Source organism: Yersinia hibernica, from assembly GCF_004124235.1.
Taxonomy (GTDB): domain Bacteria; phylum Pseudomonadota; class Gammaproteobacteria; order Enterobacterales; family Enterobacteriaceae; genus Yersinia; species Yersinia hibernica.
The window spans coordinates 2,237,741-2,255,430 of record NZ_CP032487.1; the positions used below are offsets into that span (position 1 = coordinate 2,237,741).

Sequence of the window (17,690 nt, forward strand, 5' to 3'; positions counted from 1 at the left end):
TAGTGAAGCCTAACCCATTATTAATTAAAACAAACGGTAGGGCCGCTTATACGCCTAGCTTTCTTCTTAGTGAATATGTTGTGTACAATAACTTTCAGAGGTGATAATTATACTCATGGCTGACAAAAAAATTATCGATGAGATCCATAAAATTGCTAGCCGGCGAGGAAATGGTCAATTGCGCCGTGAAATATGGGTTGACTGTTGCGGGGCTATCACACGTTATAATTTGGCGTATATCAATCACTGTCTATCACAGGGTGATAATGGCCGAGTTATAGGTTATGACAATGCCCATGGTTTCCATCACCGCCACTATTTAGGTGCAATTGAATCGGTTGATTTTGTCAGCTTTGAGCAAATAGAAGATTGCTTTCAAGGGGATTGGACTTCACTAAGGAGAAGTTAATGGACAAGCTAGTTATCAAAACAGCCACAGAAGATAATTTTTTCCAACGAGGCAAGAAGCTCGCTATTCTCGCCGATACTGGGCAAACATTGCCACAAGAGCATACGATTACGTTCGAAGATCCATTAGAGATGGTGCGGGTATTAAGTGCTGCGCGTATTGTCCTGCTACGGACTGTAAAAATGTATCCGGGCTCTATTACCTCCCTTTCAACTCGCCTAAAAAGGGATCGTAGTGCCGTCACCCGTGATGTGGCTATTTTGAAAAAAGCCGGACTGGTCACTGTTGAACAAAAAGTGTTACCCGGCCATGGGCGGATGAAAGAAGTTAAAACCACCGCCCATCGTCTTAAACTTGAGGCATTCCTCTAACACTATCCATCAAAATGGGGGCCATAACATGGCCCCATAAAAGCTTCGTATGGATTACAGTAATCAGTCTGATCAGTGATTATTCAAAAATTTATCAAGGAACTGCCGCGTACGTTCATGCTGAGGATGAGCAAACAACTCTTTCGCTGGGCCTTGTTCAACAATCCGACCATGATCCATGAAAATAGCACGGTCAGCCACATCACGAGCAAAACTCATTTCGTGAGTGACGATGACCATTGTCCGCTTTTCCTCAGCTAGCGCGCGAATAGTATTCAATACTTCTCCCACCAGCTCAGGGTCTAATGCAGATGTCGGCTCATCAAATAAAATAACCTGAGGTTGCATAGCCAGTGCTCGGGCAATAGCAACTCGCTGTTGCTGCCCACCGGATAAGCGGCGAGGATAAGCATCTTCCTTACCACTTAGCCCAACTTTAGCCAGCAACTCACGAGCGCGTTTTTCCGCATCCGCCCGTTTTTCACCTTTAACAATCACCGGCCCTTCAATAATATTTTCCAGCACCGAACGGTGAGGAAACAAATTGAAACTCTGGAAGACAAAACCAACTTTCTGGCGCAATGCACGCACTTGCCGTTGCTGCTTACTGATGGGGATACTGCCGTCAATCTCGATGTCACCGACGCGAATAATGCCAGAATCAGGGACTTCAAGCAGATTGATACTGCGCAACAAAGTCGTTTTTCCTGAACCACTCGGCCCGATTATCGCGATCACTTCGCCACTGTTCACTTCAAGTGAGATACCGTGCAGTACCTGTTGACCTTTAAACTGTTTGGTCAGGTCTTTAACGTCGATGGTACTCATGGCTACTCCTGATCTTGACGATTAACATGCGCTTCCAGGCGATTTTGTAATGCTGACAACACTGTCGCCATGATCCAATAAATCAATGAGGCCGCCAGATACATCGTGAAAACTTCCAAGGTGCGCGAAGTCACCAATTGCGCTTGCCGGAAAAGTTCGGGAACCTGAATGGTGGCAGCCAACGAAGTATCTTTTACCAGACCGATAAAACTGTTGCCCAGTGGAGGTAATGCCGTGCGCCCTGCTTGCGGCAATATCACCCGATAAAGTGTTTGCCAGCGCGTCATCCCGATACTGGCGGCGGCTTCCCACTGCCCTTTCTCAATTGATGAAATAGCAGCACGTAATGTCTCTGATGTATAAGCAGCCGTATTCAGTGATAAGCCAATCAAGGCCGCTGGCATAGGATCCAGCTCAATACCAAATTGCGGCAAACCATAATAAATCATAAACAGTTGGGCAATGAGCGGAGTACCACGGAAAATGGAGACATAAAAACGTGAGATAAGTGAAAAAGGCAGAAAGCGGGATAAGCGCATCATGGCTAACATAAAACCTAATGCCAGACCAAAAAACATTCCCCCCAGACTAAGTTGGAGGGTAAACCAGGCGCCTTTCAATAAAAATGGTGCTGAATCCAGCACCAATTGAATACTTTCTTGCATTATTTAGTTACATCCGCGCCAAAATATTTTTCAGAGATTTTGGCCAATGAGCCATCTTTTTGCATTTCAGCAATGGCGTTATTGATAGCCGCTAGCAACTCAGGGTTATTCTTGCGTAATGCAATACCTGACTCCTGACGGGCAAATGCCGGGCCCGCAACGGCCAGAGTGTTGTTAGTTTTCTTCACTAAATCCAGTGCAGCGAGGCGATCAACTAAAATGGCATCCGTGCGACCTACACGAAGGTCTTGATACTTAGTTGGGTCATCATCATAAGTGCGAATATCAACACCTTTCAGGTTGTCGCGTAACCATTGCTCATAGTTACTGCCCAAACCAACACCCACTTTTTTACCAACCAAATCTTCCGGCTTGCTAAAGTTGCCCTCATTGCCTTTCTTGGTCAAAACCTGAATGCCCGAAACTGTATAAGGCGTTGAGAAATCGTATTTTTTCTTGCGCTCATCTGAAATGGTGACCTGGTTAATCGCCACATCAATGCGCTTTGACTCCAGTGAGGCCAGCATGCCATCCCACTTAGTCGGGGTGATTTTTGCTTTAACGCCCATGTGCTCCGCCAATGAATTAGCGAAATCCACTTCAAAACCGGTAAGTTTGCCATCCTCACCTTGGAAACTGAACGGTGGATAGGTTCCTTCCAACCCGACAATTAGAACTCCCCGCTCTTTAACTTGATCTAACAGATCACCCGCAGCATAAGACTTCACATTCAGGCCAGTTGCCAATGCCACAGCCACCATGCCCAGAACTATCCGACGACGTACAATTGAAAAGCTCATACATACTCCAACTGTCATGTTTATTTTTGATATTCAACACTTTATCAGTGTTGTTAATGGAATAAAGGAATATAAACTAATAACGATAGTTATAAATAGAATAAGCCATAACCAAAGACTACACCTCAGGATGATAAGCAAATAATGCCGGAGCGCCGCCGGTATGAATAAACAAGATAGGGCCATCATCGCGAAACCTTTTCTGCTCAAGGCCATCAAGTAAACCGGCCATGGCCTTACCGGTATAAACGGGATCCAACAGCATCCCCTCCAACCGCGCCAATAGCCCAATGGCGGCCAACCCTTCTTCATTTGGCGTGCCATATTGCGGCGCGAAATAATCATCCCAAAGAGTGATGTCCGTTAACGCCGTTGAAATGCCAAGGGATGTCGCCAGTTCTTGTTGAATCTGTATGACTTTAGGCCGTTGCTCTTGCGCTTTACGCGATACGGTGACGCCAATCAGTTCTGCTTCAGGTAACAATTGCTGCAAACCGACAGCCAATCCCGCGTGAGTACCGGCACTGCCCGATGCCACAACGACCGAGCTAAAGGTCACATTCCCTGCTGACTGAGCCGCAATTTCCAAGGCGCATTGCACATAGCCCAAGGCCCCCAAAGCATTAGACCCGCCGACCGGCACCACATAAGGACGAAAACCTTGTGCCTCGATACGGGTAGCCAACTCGGCCAATTGCTGATTTGGATCATGTAACCCATCACACATCACCACGTCAACATTGAATAAATCCAGCAGCAATCGATTGCCATTGGTCAGATAATTTTCCTGCGCCGTCCCAATAGGATTCTCGAGCAATGCCACACAATGCAGCCCCAATTTTGCCGCAACTGCCGCCGTTTGGCGCACATGATTAGATTGAATTGCCCCCGCGGTAACCAAAGTATCAGCCCCCTGCCTCAAGGCATCAGCGGCTAAAAACTCCAACTTTCGCAGCTTATTACCGCCAAGTGCCAACGGCGTGACATCATCACGTTTGATATAGATTTCACGTCCCAGATAGTCAGAAAGACGAGATAGTTTCTCTAATGGCGTCGCGTTACCGACTAAATCCAGGCGCGGAAATTGCGCCAGTTTGTGTTGAAGCGTCACAGGCCCCCCGGTAAAAATGAACGTCGCTAGCCCCCCAACTAAAGTGCGGAGGGAAAATATAGATTTATCAGAAGTGTCACTAATAATCACTGCTTTTATTATAGATGTCGACGAACAATAGCGTGGGGAATATAAAGAATAATAAAACGCCCGGCCAGGGAGGGCCTAGCCGAGCGGGGAATTACTGAGGAAAATGACTAAATCGGTTTGCGTTATATTAGAAGTGCTTCCAGTGAAAACACAGAGTTTTCTCAACTGATAAAGCCCCAGTCAGCAATCTTAGTAACTTTTTTGCCATGCCAAATATTGATCGTATTTTCGCAAAGCAATACGGTAATTGTTATGGGCGGCATTTGGCAATTCATCAATAATACGCTGATGCATAGTTTCGCTGGCAAATTTTTCTGCGGGATAATTAGTGGCAACTAGCATTTCATCTAATCGACGTAAACGCACAACATATTCGCGAACAGTACTGTGGCTCATCTCAGTTTGTTCAAATAAATACTGTTTGAACGCCATAATATCGAAATAGCCCGGCGCACTGTTGCAATATATCTCACTACAAAAACGGCACAACGCGGTTAATTCATGCTGAAGCTTTAACCAGACTTGATCATCGATTGGCTGATCCATACCAGCAATAGCTTCTTTATTGATAATTTGGCCACGAAAAACCAGCGCCATACGATCAAGCTGTTTATGGCAATGAGAGCAATGAGTTTGACCGTGCTTATAATCTTTCAAATAACGGCTCAGCGGCCGCTTTTTTAACTGAAGTCCTGGCATAATAAGACCTGCATTAATAAAGTTAAACACTGTGATGTCACTGAGCGAAAATGAATTAAGAGTCGTTATTCAGGCGGGCGCGTAAGCGTTTAATCGCCTGGCTATGAAGCTGGCTGACGCGGGATTCCCCCACTTCTAGCACTGCCCCGATTTCTTTCAGGTTCAGCTCTTCCTGGTAATACAGCGTCAACACCATTTTTTCACGTTCCGGCAGGGCCTCGATCGCTTCAATGACGCGTTGGCGCAGGTTTCCTTCCAATAAATGTTGCAGCGGATTAGCATCTTCATGCCCTTCCAGCATGGGCTCGACACTTTCCCCATGCTCTTCCCGCCATTCGTCATAGGAAAAAAGCTGACTGTTGTTGGTGTCTAACAAGATTTGACGATATTCCGCCAAATCGATATCCAGGATTTGCGCCACTTCCTGCTCAGTCGCCGGGCGTCCGAGCCGTTGTTCAACCTTTTGCATCGCACTGGCAACTTCACGTGCATTGCGTCGCACACTACGCGGTGCCCAATCCCGGCTACGCAGTTCATCCAACATCGCGCCACGTATACGCTGTACCGCATAAGTGGTAAATGCGGTTCCTTGTAAAGCGTCGTAACGCTCAACAGCATTCAGCAGACCAATTCCCCCAGCCTGCAACAAATCGTCCAATTCCACACTGGCTGGCAGGCGTACCTGCAAACGCAGCGCCTCATGGCGAACCAGAGGAACATAGCGTTGCCAGAGGGAATTCTTGTCCATCACGCCTTCGGCGGTATACAGATCGCTCACTAGACAGGCACCTAAGGGTAAGAGAGTCGTACCATTATCCTGTCCGGTCAGTCAGACAATCGTCTGAATAGGCCTATAAAAAGGCGGCTATTTGACTTATGCCCATTACTTTTACTGCTAATACAGTGCTGTCATTGAAAAAACAGAGCGATAAACAGCGGCAGAAATCACTTAAAACCAACAACTAGCGCCCAGTTTGAACCTATTCTCTGAGGAAATAGTTTTGTCGATTATTTCGTCAGAGTGAGAGGCAAACTTTGATAGAAAAACCCCGCCGAAAAGGCGGGGTTGAATCATGTTGTGTTTTAAACAAATTAACGCAACAGAGACAATACAGTTTGTGGAACCTGATTTGCCTGGGCCAGTACAGAAGTACCTGCTTGTTGCAGAATGTTTGCACGGCTCATGTTAGATACTTCAGTTGAGTAATCAGCATCTTGAATGCGGCTACGGGCTGAAGTCAGGTTGTTAATGGTGTTACCCAGGTTGGTGATAGCGGAGTCAAAACGGTTTTGTACCGCACCCAGACCACTACGCAGCGCATCAACTTGTGCCAACGCTTTATCAACAGTTGCCAGTTGGTCTTCAGTTGATTTCTGTGATGCAGCGGCATCTTCGTTGATCAGCGTCACGTTGCCGTTAGCCGTGCGGGACGTGTACATCACTTTGCCAGCAGCGTTAGTGATTTCATCACCTTTGGCGTTTGCAGTATAAGTGGTGCCGTTAACAGTCAAAGTGCTACCAGTTTTAGTTGCACCTTGTAAATCCAGGTCAGCCAAGGTTGCAGCACGGTTATTTTCAGTCGCTTTGGTGGTTAAGCCGCCACCAACAACAGAGGTGAACAATGCACTCGAAGTTGCGATTTTTGCATCGGTAGCCGCTGCACCAGTACTAGCAGTAGTGGTGAAATCTACACTCTTGCCATCGACCGTTGCACTGAATACACCGTTACCATTTGCGTCAGCCGCAGTCTTAACGGTAAATTCCATACCTTGGGCAGTGAATTTATCGCCAACCGCTTTACCAACGGAAGCCGCAGCAATAGAGGTAGCTTCAGTACCAGCTGCGGCTGTCGTAGTGTAAGCAGTTGATGCCGTGTTAGGCGTAGTTGCTGTGCCAGAGAATGCGCCAGTACCTGCATTAATATATTGTGCTACACCAGTACCATCAGTCACAGCACCTGAGTTAATATCTACTTTGTAGGCTACTGCTGGAGAACCAACATTATAGTTAGTGCTACCGGTTGCTTTGAACTGAGAAGTCAGGTCATCAACAGAAGCTTGTTTCGCGCCATCAACGTTGAAGCCTTGCAGGCCTAAGCTTTTTGAGTCAATTTTTTCCAGATTGATGCTGATGGTTTCGCCATCGTTAGCGCCAACCTGAACTTTCATGCTGCTGTTGCCAGCCAAAACTTTCACGCCGTTGAACTGAGTTTGGTCAGATACGCGGTCGATTTCGTCCAGACGTTGTTGAATTTCGTCCTGGATTGACTTCAGGTCAGAAGATGAGTTAGAACCAGTTGCCGCCTGAACACTCAGCTCACGAACACGTTGTAAGTTGTTGTTGATTTCGCCCAACGCACCTTCAGTGGTTTGCGCCAGCGAGATACCGTCGTTTGCGTTACGAGAAGCCTGAGTCAACCCTTTGATATTAGAGGTGAAACGGTTAGCGATTGCCTGACCAGCAGCATCGTCTTTTGCACTGTTGATACGCAGACCAGAAGACAAACGCTCAATGGCGGTGCCTAAAGAGGACTGTGATTTATTCATGTTGTTCTGAGTCGTCAGAGACAGGGTGTTAGTGTTAATTACCGCCATAGTGATATTCCTTAAATGCTATTGGGTTATGGTTTGGGCTTACTGCCCACGGCTTCATCACCGTCCCAACTTGTATCGGCGCTCTTTAAGGAACCTTTAGACATTCCGGTAAATAATTTTAAAATTACCTGAAATTTATTATTGACCTCTTCTTTAATTAACACTCTATTCAATGGGGCAAATAGCACCCTGTTATCCCCCGTTATTCCGCCCATCATAAATTCTATTTTATGTGTAAACTTTTCGACTCTCTGGCCGATAACCCCCGTAACGACACTTGAATATTAAGGATTAGAAATGGCAAGTATCAGTTCGCTGGGTATCGGTTCAAATTTGGAACTAGGCACTTTATTAGATAAATTAAGTGCTTCGGAGCAGACTCGTTTAACTCCACTAACCAACCAGCAGACCAGTTATAAGGGTAAACTCACCGCCTATGGTGTATTACAGAGCGCATTGGCTAAATTAGAAACTGCATCCGCTGCCCTAAAAAAAGCAGATACCCTAGCCACCACTTCTGTTACCAGCACCAATACAGCATTCGCCGCAACCACCGGCAGTGGTGCAACAGCGGGCAGTTACACCGTCGAGGTCACTAATCTGGCTAAAGCGCAATCACTGCTTTCTGGTGAGGTGCCCAACGCAACAGATAAACTGGGCAATAGCAACGACAGCCGTACTATAACAATAAAACAACCAGGCCAAACCAAGCCATTGGAAGTTAAGCTGACCAGCGAACAGACCTCTTTGACCGGAATTCGTGATGCGATTAATAAGCAAGAAGGTAGTGTTACTGCCAGTATCATGAAAGCGGATGATGACACTTATTATCTGGCCCTGACATCAAAGGAGACAGGGACTAAATCAGAAATGACTGTCAGTGTCAGTGGTGATGATACTTTAAATAATTTCCTAAATTATACGCCAAGCACTAGCGGTGGCAGCGGTGCAATGACACAGAAAGTGAAAGCAGAAGATGCCGCACTGACTGTTAATGGCGTGGCAATTACCCGTCAAAGCAACACCATTACCGACGCCCCACAAGGTGTAACCCTGACCTTAAAAGCAGTAACCAAGAAAGATGAACCTGAACAGCTGACAATTACTCGTGACTCCACAGCAACCAAAGCAGCGATTCAAACATTTGTCGATTCTTATAATTCACTGCAAACAACATTTGCCTCTTTAACTAAATATACCGCTGTTGAGGCAGGTAAAGATCAATCAACCAGCAATGGCGCATTAGTCGGCGATGGCACATTGCGCAGTATTCAGACCCAGCTAAAAAGTCAGTTGGCCTCAGCCCAGGCAGGGGATGTAAAAACGCTGGCGGCGATGGGTATAACTCAAGACCTTGATGGAAAATTAGTCATCGACGACAAAAAACTGGATAAGGCGTTGACTGACCAACCTAATAGTGTGACTGCATTTTTTGTCGGTGACGGTAAATCCACAGGTTTCGCCACTCAAGTAGATAACTTGTTAAACACCGCGCTCGATACCACTAAAGGCTCATTAAAAACAGCCACCGATGGGATAAACAAGTCACTCAAATCATTAGAAAAACAGGTTACATCGACCACTGATAGCATTAACGCCACCATTGAGCGATATAAAGCACAATTTACCCAATTAGATAAATTGGTGAGTTCATTAACCAATACAGGTAATTTCTTAACTCAGCAATTTTCTTCATAAGGGATAGGACATGTACAATCGGTCAGGGGTTCAAGCTTACGCCCAAGTGAGCATGGAAAGTGGTGTAATGAGTGCAAGCCCTCATCAATTGATCGTGATGTTGTTCGACGGGGCGCAAAGCGCCCTGGTTCGTGCCCGCATCTTGATGAATCAAGGAGATATACCCGCTAAAGGCGCTGCATTATCCAAAGCCATTAATATCATTGATAATGGACTAAGTGCTGGGCTGGATATGGAGAAAGGTGGTGAGCTGGCCGAGAACTTATCAGCCTTGTATGACTATATGACACGGCGCCTACTGCATGCCAACTTGCATAATGACGAACAGGCAATTACTGAAGTGCTCGCTTTGCTCGAAAATATTGCGGATGCCTGGCGGCAAATAGGCCCCAATTACCAACCTGATTAGGACCCCATTTAATGGAACGTCACCAGCACCTTTTGTCCGATTATCAACAAATCCTAACTCTCAGCGAGCAAATGTTAGTGCTGGCGACTGAGGGCCACTGGGATGCGCTGGTTGATCTAGAAATGACTTATCTTAAAGCGGTTGAAAATACCGCTAAAATCACTATTTCTTCATGCTCATCACTCGTGCTACAAGAGCTATTACGGGAGAAGCTAAGAGCGATTTTGGATAATGAAATTGAGATTAAACGTTTATTACAACTGCGCCTTGATGCATTGAGTACTTTGGTTGGGCAATCTTCCCGACAACAAGCAGTTAATAATACTTATGGTCAGTTTCCTGACCATGCATTGCTGCTAGGTGAAACACAATAATCTTCAGCAAGCGAAATCACCAAATATCGATGTGTTACTGAGTAGTCGCATGCAATTGCAATTATTAACGTGGCAATCTATTTTTATTGTCATTATTTTTAACATGGGATTATATTGACAGTAACAATTGCTCATATCTAACTGGCTATTATTCTCACTCCTAATACTTTTCGCAAAAATAGTCAGTTATAGTAAATTTTCTATTAAAATAAGTTGCTAGTCTGCTATTCAAAGCGTAAAGATATTCTCAGGCCAAAATTGTGAAATGAATATCGATGGAACGTACAATTAATTTTTGCCCCGGAGTGGGTAGCTCTGCACATGTTATTCAGCACACAGAGCTACTACTCACTTCAGTCTATATTGAGCATCCTTTGCTCATTATGGTCAATCGTGGGCATAAAATCATTCGCTGGGATAATCAAGAGTGTGTTATTCGAACGGGTGAAATAGTTGCAGTCAGCAGTGGCCAAACGGTTGATATAATTAATGGCTTATCTGATGAGGGGTTATTCTTTAGTCATCAACTCCGCTGTGACCCTCACCTGATTGCCACCTTTGCCAATCATCCTGCATCAGCGGCTCTTGGGGGGATTCCTGGGGTATTACCCATGCGTGATTTGGCACCTGAATTTATTAATACATATGGGAATACATTTAAAGCAATATCTGACTCTGGTGATATTCCCCCGAGTATCATTAGGCACCGTATGCTTGAACTGTTACTTTGGCTCGCTCAGCGCGGTGTTAAATTTAGAATCAAAGAGAGTCATTCATTAAGTGAAAAAGTACGGCGCTGTTTGGCCATTGATCCGCATAAAATATGGTCTGCAGCTGAAGTTGCCGAGCATATGGCAATGAGTGAAGTGGTATTGCGGCGAAAATTAGCAGCCGAAAATATACTCTTACGTGACTTGATGATTGATGTACGCATGACCAGCGCACTACGTTTATTGCAAGGTACTGATTGGCCTATTTCATTAATTGCCAATCAGGTGGGCTATGAAAGTGCATCACGTTTTGCCGAGCGTTTTCGTAAACGTTTTGGCTTTGTTCCGACTGCGATACGTGGGCATCATCGTTTACAACCTACCGATAATGATCCCGCACCGGTAAGCTATCATAACTATTTAAACCTAATTTAGGCCGATATGAACTCATTCAGCCTCTGTTACGGCCATCTTCTATATAGTTTGTTTATTTTTGCTCACCCATGCAGCCCTGCTCTATTCAGATATTCCACATCTTTTGTCGACAATCATCCGTACTGCTAAATACTGCTTTTAGATTTTCTGCGCGTTAAAACATTACATTTAACTCTATCACTAGTTTTTTCCTCCAACGATATTGGCTTAATATCAACAAAAGTAATCACAATCATAGAGTTAACTATAACTCACTGAAAGCAAGGAGAATATGTCACTTAGCCTAGTACATCCTATGATTAAAATTGATTAAATAATAATCTCGCGGGGTGACCATAATGCCCAGTAACCTGTTCGGACTAAAAAGTCGCTATCCATTGCATATCCAGATTGCGGCTCTCTTTACTTTGCTGATTATCTCAATCGGGACAGTCATTATTATTTTCGGTCATAGCCAACTGACTAAATTGACTGAGATTAGCACCAATAGGCAATACCAAAAAACCGGGGAAGCTATTGCAGCAGAATTGGAGGCGGTAACTCGCCCCATGATGATGTCTGTTAACATCCTCTCCAGTATGCAAATCACAGAATTATCGACACTGGAACAGCGCATGTCTTTTGTCGGTAAATTCATTGAAATTCTGCAACAGAATGACTACGCCAGCGCCGTCTATAGCGCCTATCCTAACGGCGATTTATTTATGCTACGCCGCCTGACAGACACTAACCGTAAATTATTTCATGCACCGACAGAAGCTGAATGGATGGTTCAAAGTAATCGTTTTCTCGATAGTATTCCGGAAAAAAGATTTATATATCTTAATGAAAAACAGCAAGTGATAGCTGTTATGCCCCGTGATAATGATAACTATGATCCGAGAAAACGGGATTGGTTTATTCTGGCCTCGGCAAGCCCGACACTCATCACCTCCCCTATCTATATTTTCAAAGGAACAGGTGAAGCTGGTTTTACCTATAGCCGCCGTTCTGAAAATAATCAGGCCGTCATTGGGCTAGATGTTTCACTGGCCTCGCTGTCACAGTTTTTAATAAGGCAAAATCTTCCTCCTGGTAGCCAAGCTATTATTATCAACTCACTTGGTGAAGTTATTGCGAGCCTACCTAAGACTAAAGATAATACTGCCGCATCAGTCAACATGGAGAAACAAACTCCGGTATTACAAACATTATTGAACACTCAGGAGAGCAGCCATAATAGCAATAATCTGGAAGGGAGTGGTAACAATCACAGCACCCTATTTGAAGCACAAAATAAGCGCTGGTATGGCTCAATTGTCGATATTAATAATGGTAGTAACAAATATCAGTTGGTTATTGCCACACCAGCCAGTTACCTTACTGCCGATGCGGACTCCATCCGTAATCATTCTACTTTTATTGCATTTATCCTCTTGATACTCAGTTTTCCGCTGGTTTGGTATTTCTCACGGAAAATATCTAATCCGCTGATTCGTCTTCGCCAAGATGCCGACGCCATAAGCCACTTGCATTTCGAGGATCGCGAGTCTGAAAACTCGATGATTGAAGAAGTCGATGAACTACACAAATCGATGTCAAAAATGAAATCGACACTGAAGCAGTTTATTTCAATGGGCAATATGCTGACGGCAGAAAATAACTTCTTTCGTCAGATGCAGGGGTTATTAAGTGAAACGACTGAAATTGCGGCGATGAACGGGGGGATTATCTTCCTCGCCAATAAAGATGAGGGGGGCTTCACACCAACAGCATTTCGCTGGAATGGCGAAAACATCTCTGTGGCAGAAATGTCTTCATTAGAAATAAAAGAAAATAACTTCGCGACCTTCCAGCCCGTGCTCGAGGGAAAAACTATTGCCGGCACACTAAATAAAGAAAATATATTCAGTCAATTACAAGAGTTTTTACAACCTTATTTACCTTTGCGGTTTGTTGCAGTACCGATGAAAACTCACGATAAACAACTCTTAGGGTTTTTACTGCTTTTTAGCCCCTATCAATTAAACGCTGAACGTGAACACTCAAAAATTCAGCTAGTTAACGCGCTGGTCGGCAGCTTATCCGTTTCAGTAGAAACGCAACAATTATTACAAGAGCAAAAAAACCTACTCAATGCCTTTATAGAGCTGATTGCGGGTGCCATCGATGCCAAAAGTGCGTATACCGGCGGGCACTGTCAAAGAGTGCCAGAAATAACCAAAATGCTTGCCAGAGCCGCAGTTAATACCAAAGAAGGGCCTTTCGCTGACTTTAGTTTATCTGAAAATGAGTGGGAAGAACTGCATACAGCATGCTGGTTACATGACTGTGGCAAGATAACGACACCTGAATTTGTCGTGGATAAATCAACAAAACTGGAATTAATCTATGACCGTATCCATGAAATACGGATGCGGTTTGAGGTCTTAAAACGTGAAAAAGAAATTGCTTTCTTGCGCCACCATACCACACTCAATGCCAATGAAGCCGAGCAGCAATTATTGGCGACTGAATTAAGTCAATTGGATGATGATTTTTACTTTATTGCACATTGCAATGTCGGCGGTGAATTTATGACCGATGAAGCAATTGCTCGTATCCATCGTATTGCCGAATATCACTGGACTCGCACATTGGACGATACTGCAGGGATTGCTCATGAAGAACAAGAACGTAAAGCACGACAACCCACCGCTTCATTACCAGTGCAAGAACCAATGCTAGCTGATAAAAAAGAGCATCTTATTTATCGTGATGATAAAAATAAGCGCCCAGAATATTATGATTTTAAAATCCCCGAGCCAACTTTGCTCTATAACCGAGGGGAGATTTATAACCTCAGCATTCGGCGTGGAACATTGACTGAAGAAGACCGTTATAAAATAAATGAACATATTATGCAGACCATTGTGATGCTAAAAAAACTCCCCTTCCCGCGCACAATGGCCAATGTACCCACTATTGCAGGTGGGCATCATGAGCGCATGGACGGTAAGGGATATCCTTATCAACTCACTTATAAACAGATGAGTATTCCTGTTAGGATGATGGCTATCGCCGATGTGTTTGAAGCATTAACAGCAGCTGACCGCCCTTATAAACCTGGCAAACGGCTGTCCGAAGCGCTAAATATCATGCTGAATATGGTGAATGAAAATCATCTGGACAGAGAACTATTTATTTTATTCCTGCAATCCGGTATCTGGCATGAATATGCCCTAGCTCATTTACAGGCAGACAAAGTGGATAATATTGATGTTTCAGTTTTACTGCAAAAAATTGGTCATCAAGAAATTTTGTTAGCAGAAACTGCATAGATACCGTTTCTTATTAAGCGGTGAGTGTTATTGTTGACTCACCGCTTTCTTTCCGATTCTTACTCTAACTTTACACCAGCACCACCATAGGATTCTCAGGCATGTTCTATCACTACGGCGAAACCGAAATTAATCATCTTAAACGGAGAGATAAAAAGATGGCAGCCGCTATAGAACGGCTAGGAATGATAACCCGCCCATTATCACCCGATTTGTTTGCTGCCCTGATAAGAAACATTGTTGACCAACAAATTTCAGTTAAAGCGGCGCTGACTGTCAATGCACGTTTGGTGGCATTATTAGGCCACGTGACACCACTAACCGTTGCGGCAGCACCGATAGAAGCCATCCAAGGGTGTGGGATGACCATGAGAAAAGCTGGATATATTAAAGGTGCAGCGGATGTCGCGCTTAATGGCTCACTCGATTTAGCGGCTATTTCTCAATTGCCAGATAATGAGGTGATTTCCCAACTATCGAGTCTTAATGGCGTGGGTATTTGGACCGCAGAAATGTTGCTTATCTCCTCATTATCCCGCCCAGATATTCTCAGTTGGGGAGATTTAGCAATCCGCCGCGGTATGATGAATTTATACCGCCATAAGATACTAACGCGAGAACGTTTTGAACGATATCGCCGCCGCTATACACCTTATGGCACAACGGCATCACTGTATTTATGGGCATTATCGCATGAAGAAATCGTGTGACACACTCGATAAAGATTATGTATATCTGGCCCTATCCTTCAAGATATTAACTGCCTATTCTCGCTACAGTGTTTAGCGACCTTTTACTATTAATAGCTGCTGGGTTTAGGCCGCCAAATTTAAAACACAGCTGTTTTTATTTGTTCAGCCTAATAAGCCTAAGAATCGATATATCGACTCATTTCATAGCGCGATCTGCTCTTTCATAACATATCAGTGTATTAATTATTGCTTATACACCCATATTCATCATGTGAAGTGGTTATTTTAAAGTTCGAGTAACTTTGCGGCAATTTTGCCCCATTCACTATTCCCACCTTAGAGGGCATCCCTGCCCTCTCATAAAATCTATATATCTTTAGTTCCAACTATGAAATGAAGTACTGAGTTGTACCAATCAATATATCGCGGATCATCACCTTCAACTTCTATAATTCATGGGAATATTTCCTCATCTTGAAAACAAGATAATTCAGCGATAACTTTTCCGCTCACGATTTGTATATATTTCATATTGAATACCCCGACGAATAAAAGTAACAACTGAAAGTAGAGGTGGTGCTACTCACTGCAATAGTCACTGAATTCGGCGTAGTGATTGGTACATTACTGAATGTTTGCGTTATGGGTTTCTGATGTTCCTAACTTAATAGATATCTACTCGCAATTTTATCCAGCATAACACCAAACTCAACAGGAGAAATGAACCCGTTGTCTTTACATATTTTTCCCACTTCACATGAAATCTTTTTTTCAGCGTATTGCTTAAAAAATCCCTGTTGGTTTTTGTTTAAAAAAACACGAGGAAACTTTAGTTGAGCGGATGAAATAACTGCAGTTACAAATGGATTTGCTCCAGCCCCGGTTGGAATAAAAGTATCGTTATTATCTATTTTACCTTCGAGACCCGCTTGCAGCGCTGCGGCCCCAACATCCTTAAGATAACCTGAAATATCAATGCCTTTTGAAATCATTTCTTTGCAAAAGACATCTTTTTTATTGCTATATACCGACGACAGCACGGCGTCACACGCCTGTTTGGCGTAAACAGGATCTTCTTTTGCCTTTCCTGGCAAATTTAACTCTAGTAACTTTTTGGTGATGAAATCCCTCGTAACTTTAGAGTCGATTACGTTATTCCTAATATCATTGTGGAATAATCCCATATTATTTAAGTTGTCTTTGCATGATGCTCCACCAAATAAATTGGCTTTAAGTTTAGTGCTACTATTTATTATTTTTTTCAACATCTTAATTAAAGTGGCTTTATTACCCCTATTACTTTTAGCATCAGTTGTTTTTATCTCGAAGGGCGTTTTGATAGTTTTTTGATATGATGTAATTTTAGTCATAGTTACTCTCTATTTCATGTTCGTTATATATATAATAAAATAAATAGCACACTGACTATATCAAGAAACACTTAAAATCATCACTGTAGAAGAATTTCAGGTAACGTTTTATTACGAAAAGATGAGTATACCATCATGAACTTCCCATAATGATTGGGGAAGCCCCATGGATATACAGTTTATTGATTGGGTATATTCTTGGGACGTGGGATTTCTATGATTTTTGCTAAGAAGCTGGGTAGGTTTTGTCGCATTAAGAAAGCGAGGTCGGCAAAATAGCCCTGCCTATTTTTTAAGTGGTCAACAGATAAAACTGTTCTGCCGGTGATAATCCGTCGCCTGCAGAATGATGAAGTTGTCCTTTGCGTATTATGTGTACCAGTTCGATGCCTGCCAACAGCGTCTGCGCTCGTCGGAACGAATTGAATCCCAGCATCGGACGTGTCCTTCTTTTGATATTTCGGTGTTCCTGTTCCACAAGGTTATTCAGGTACTTACTCTGCCTGATAGTGATGCTTTCTTCACGTTTGGCGGTCAGCAGGGAATCGATAGTTTGACCAGCAGTATCAGCGGCTCGGTACAGCTATCTCCAGTGATCTTTGATTTTTATGTAGGTTTCGTCCATGCGCCACCGACGTCCCGCGGGGCGTTTATGCCGGCGACAGGCCTTATCCAGCAACGGTACTAGGCGGATAACCCCAAATGCCCCACTCATGCCCTATAAGAAAGTCGTGTGACTGTTTTTATTATGTAATTCAATAACATTAACAACCTAAACACCCATATTCATCACGTCTTGATACGCCGCTACCAGCTTATTACGTACTTGGATCCCAAGCTGTAATGATACTGATGATTTCTGCATATTCACCATCACATCATTAAGGCCAACACCGGGCACACCTAATTCAAAATTTTGTGCCAAAGTACGGGCTGTCTGCTGGTTTTCACTGATTTTACCAATAGCCGCTTTTAATTCGCTGGCAAAACCGGCCTCAGCGGGCAGCGTTTTCGCTGAACCAGATGCTTGCAAGGCGGTGACCTGCAACTGCTGTAAAACCCCTTCAATACCTTGAACAGACATGCTCATCCCCAGAATGATTCAGTTGGTCAATAACTGTTTGGCACATAACGC

At 43.9% G+C, this 17,690-nt stretch carries 17 protein-coding genes and 1 pseudogene; 8 read left to right on the forward strand and 10 right to left on the reverse strand.

The window, feature by feature from the left end; genetic code table 11:
- The first annotated feature begins 115 nt into the window (after positions 1-115).
- The gene (locus D5F51_RS10575; protein WP_129196650.1) at positions 116-409 is read left to right on the forward strand and encodes a toxin-antitoxin system TumE family protein; all 294 of its coding nucleotides are present in this window, start codon (positions 116-118) and stop codon (positions 407-409) included.
- Positions 409-780, forward strand: a complete 372-nt coding sequence (locus D5F51_RS10580) for an HVO_A0114 family putative DNA-binding protein (RefSeq protein WP_025377944.1) — start codon at positions 409-411, stop codon at positions 778-780. Before D5F51_RS10575 ends, D5F51_RS10580 begins: the two co-directional genes overlap by 1 nt.
- A 72-nt stretch (positions 781-852) precedes the next feature.
- On the opposite strand, the gene tcyN is transcribed toward D5F51_RS10580, so the two are convergent.
- The 7 genes from tcyN to D5F51_RS10615 all read right to left on the reverse strand — a co-directional run bounded on the left by tcyN (position 853) and on the right by D5F51_RS10615 (position 7,568).
- Positions 853-1,608: an L-cystine ABC transporter ATP-binding protein TcyN gene (tcyN, locus tag D5F51_RS10585; protein WP_129196652.1), complete on the reverse strand. Its 756-nt coding sequence runs from the start codon at positions 1,606-1,608 to the stop codon at positions 853-855.
- A 2-nt stretch (positions 1,609-1,610) separates the two neighbouring features.
- Positions 1,611-2,273, reverse strand: coding sequence for a cystine ABC transporter permease (gene tcyL / locus D5F51_RS10590; protein ID WP_025377942.1), 663 nt, complete (start codon positions 2,271-2,273; stop codon positions 1,611-1,613).
- Entirely contained in the window at positions 2,273-3,073 is an 801-nt protein-coding gene (gene tcyJ, locus D5F51_RS10595) for a cystine ABC transporter substrate-binding protein (RefSeq protein WP_129196654.1), read from the reverse strand. The genes tcyL and tcyJ overlap by 1 nt, the downstream gene beginning before the upstream one ends.
- Before the next feature lie 118 nt (positions 3,074-3,191).
- A complete protein-coding gene (locus tag D5F51_RS10600) occupies positions 3,192-4,184 on the reverse strand; it encodes a D-cysteine desulfhydrase (RefSeq protein WP_025377940.1) in 993 nt (330 codons plus the stop codon).
- Positions 4,185-4,463: 279 nt separating this feature from the next.
- Positions 4,464-4,973 carry a flagella biosynthesis regulatory protein FliZ gene (gene fliZ / locus D5F51_RS10605; RefSeq protein ID WP_025377938.1) on the reverse strand — a complete coding sequence of 170 codons (510 nt, stop codon included), beginning with the start codon at positions 4,971-4,973 and terminating at the stop codon, positions 4,464-4,466.
- Positions 4,974-5,028: 55 nt separating this feature from the next.
- A complete protein-coding gene (locus D5F51_RS10610; RefSeq protein ID WP_129196656.1) occupies positions 5,029-5,751 on the reverse strand; it encodes an RNA polymerase sigma factor FliA in 723 nt (240 codons plus the stop codon).
- A 314-nt stretch (positions 5,752-6,065) separates the two neighbouring features.
- Positions 6,066-7,568: a flagellin N-terminal helical domain-containing protein gene (locus D5F51_RS10615; RefSeq protein ID WP_025377936.1), complete on the reverse strand. Its 1,503-nt coding sequence runs from the start codon at positions 7,566-7,568 to the stop codon at positions 6,066-6,068.
- A gap of 297 nt (positions 7,569-7,865) precedes the next feature.
- Here D5F51_RS10615 and fliD point away from each other — a divergent pair, with 297 nt between their 5' ends.
- The 6 genes from fliD (at position 7,866) to D5F51_RS10645 (ending at position 15,203) form a co-directional block, all read left to right on the forward strand.
- Positions 7,866-9,266, forward strand: a complete 1,401-nt coding sequence (fliD, locus tag D5F51_RS10620) for a flagellar filament capping protein FliD (protein ID WP_025377935.1) — start codon at positions 7,866-7,868, stop codon at positions 9,264-9,266.
- A 10-nt stretch (positions 9,267-9,276) separates the two neighbouring features.
- Positions 9,277-9,675 (forward strand): flagellar export chaperone FliS, encoded by a 399-nt coding sequence (fliS, locus tag D5F51_RS10625; RefSeq protein WP_025377934.1) that lies wholly within the window; start codon positions 9,277-9,279, stop codon positions 9,673-9,675.
- 11 nt (positions 9,676-9,686) lie between these two features.
- A complete protein-coding gene (fliT, locus tag D5F51_RS10630) occupies positions 9,687-10,049 on the forward strand; it encodes a flagella biosynthesis regulatory protein FliT (protein ID WP_025377933.1) in 363 nt (120 codons plus the stop codon).
- Positions 10,050-10,324: 275 nt separating this feature from the next.
- The gene (locus D5F51_RS10635; protein ID WP_129196658.1) at positions 10,325-11,194 is read left to right on the forward strand and encodes a helix-turn-helix transcriptional regulator; all 870 of its coding nucleotides are present in this window, start codon (positions 10,325-10,327) and stop codon (positions 11,192-11,194) included.
- Positions 11,195-11,532: 338 nt separating this feature from the next.
- Positions 11,533-14,493: an HD domain-containing phosphohydrolase gene (locus D5F51_RS10640; RefSeq protein ID WP_129196660.1), complete on the forward strand. Its 2,961-nt coding sequence runs from the start codon at positions 11,533-11,535 to the stop codon at positions 14,491-14,493.
- A 101-nt stretch (positions 14,494-14,594) separates the two neighbouring features.
- Positions 14,595-15,203 carry a DNA-3-methyladenine glycosylase family protein gene (locus D5F51_RS10645; protein ID WP_129196662.1) on the forward strand — a complete coding sequence of 203 codons (609 nt, stop codon included), beginning with the start codon at positions 14,595-14,597 and terminating at the stop codon, positions 15,201-15,203.
- A gap of 641 nt (positions 15,204-15,844) precedes the next feature.
- On the opposite strand, the gene D5F51_RS10650 is transcribed toward D5F51_RS10645, so the two are convergent.
- From D5F51_RS10650 to fliE, 3 genes and pseudogenes are all read right to left on the reverse strand, one after another.
- Entirely contained in the window at positions 15,845-16,555 is a 711-nt protein-coding gene (locus tag D5F51_RS10650; protein ID WP_129196664.1) for a hypothetical protein, read from the reverse strand.
- A gap of 292 nt (positions 16,556-16,847) precedes the next feature.
- A pseudogene (locus D5F51_RS10655) lies at positions 16,848-17,252 on the reverse strand (IS6 family transposase); the annotation flags it as partial.
- A gap of 75 nt (positions 17,253-17,327) precedes the next feature.
- A complete protein-coding gene (gene fliE / locus D5F51_RS10660; protein WP_050075385.1) occupies positions 17,328-17,639 on the reverse strand; it encodes a flagellar hook-basal body complex protein FliE in 312 nt (103 codons plus the stop codon).
- Positions 17,640-17,690 lie beyond the last annotated feature (51 nt).

Bases quoted from the DNA above. Each gene is read 5' to 3' on its own strand.
- D5F51_RS10575 (WP_129196650.1), top strand. From the start codon at position 116: ATGGCTGACAAAAAAATTATCGATGAGATCCATAAAATTGCTAGCCGG.
- D5F51_RS10580 (WP_025377944.1), top strand. From the start codon at position 409: ATGGACAAGCTAGTTATCAAAACAGCCACAGAAGATAATTTTTTCCAA.
- tcyN (WP_129196652.1), bottom strand. From the start codon at position 1,608: ATGAGTACCATCGACGTTAAAGACCTGACCAAACAGTTTAAAGGTCAA.
- tcyL (WP_025377942.1), bottom strand. From the start codon at position 2,273: ATGCAAGAAAGTATTCAATTGGTGCTGGATTCAGCACCATTTTTATTG.
- tcyJ (WP_129196654.1), bottom strand. From the start codon at position 3,073: ATGAGCTTTTCAATTGTACGTCGTCGGATAGTTCTGGGCATGGTGGCT.
- fliZ (WP_025377938.1), bottom strand. From the start codon at position 4,973: ATGCCAGGACTTCAGTTAAAAAAGCGGCCGCTGAGCCGTTATTTGAAA.
- D5F51_RS10615 (WP_025377936.1), bottom strand. From the start codon at position 7,568: ATGGCGGTAATTAACACTAACACCCTGTCTCTGACGACTCAGAACAAC.
- fliD (WP_025377935.1), top strand. From the start codon at position 7,866: ATGGCAAGTATCAGTTCGCTGGGTATCGGTTCAAATTTGGAACTAGGC.
- fliS (WP_025377934.1), top strand. From the start codon at position 9,277: ATGTACAATCGGTCAGGGGTTCAAGCTTACGCCCAAGTGAGCATGGAA.
- fliT (WP_025377933.1), top strand. From the start codon at position 9,687: ATGGAACGTCACCAGCACCTTTTGTCCGATTATCAACAAATCCTAACT.
- D5F51_RS10635 (WP_129196658.1), top strand. From the start codon at position 10,325: ATGGAACGTACAATTAATTTTTGCCCCGGAGTGGGTAGCTCTGCACAT.
- D5F51_RS10640 (WP_129196660.1), top strand. From the start codon at position 11,533: ATGCCCAGTAACCTGTTCGGACTAAAAAGTCGCTATCCATTGCATATC.
- D5F51_RS10645 (WP_129196662.1), top strand. From the start codon at position 14,595: ATGTTCTATCACTACGGCGAAACCGAAATTAATCATCTTAAACGGAGA.
- D5F51_RS10650 (WP_129196664.1), bottom strand. From the start codon at position 16,555: ATGACTAAAATTACATCATATCAAAAAACTATCAAAACGCCCTTCGAG.
- fliE (WP_050075385.1), bottom strand. From the start codon at position 17,639: ATGTCTGTTCAAGGTATTGAAGGGGTTTTACAGCAGTTGCAGGTCACC.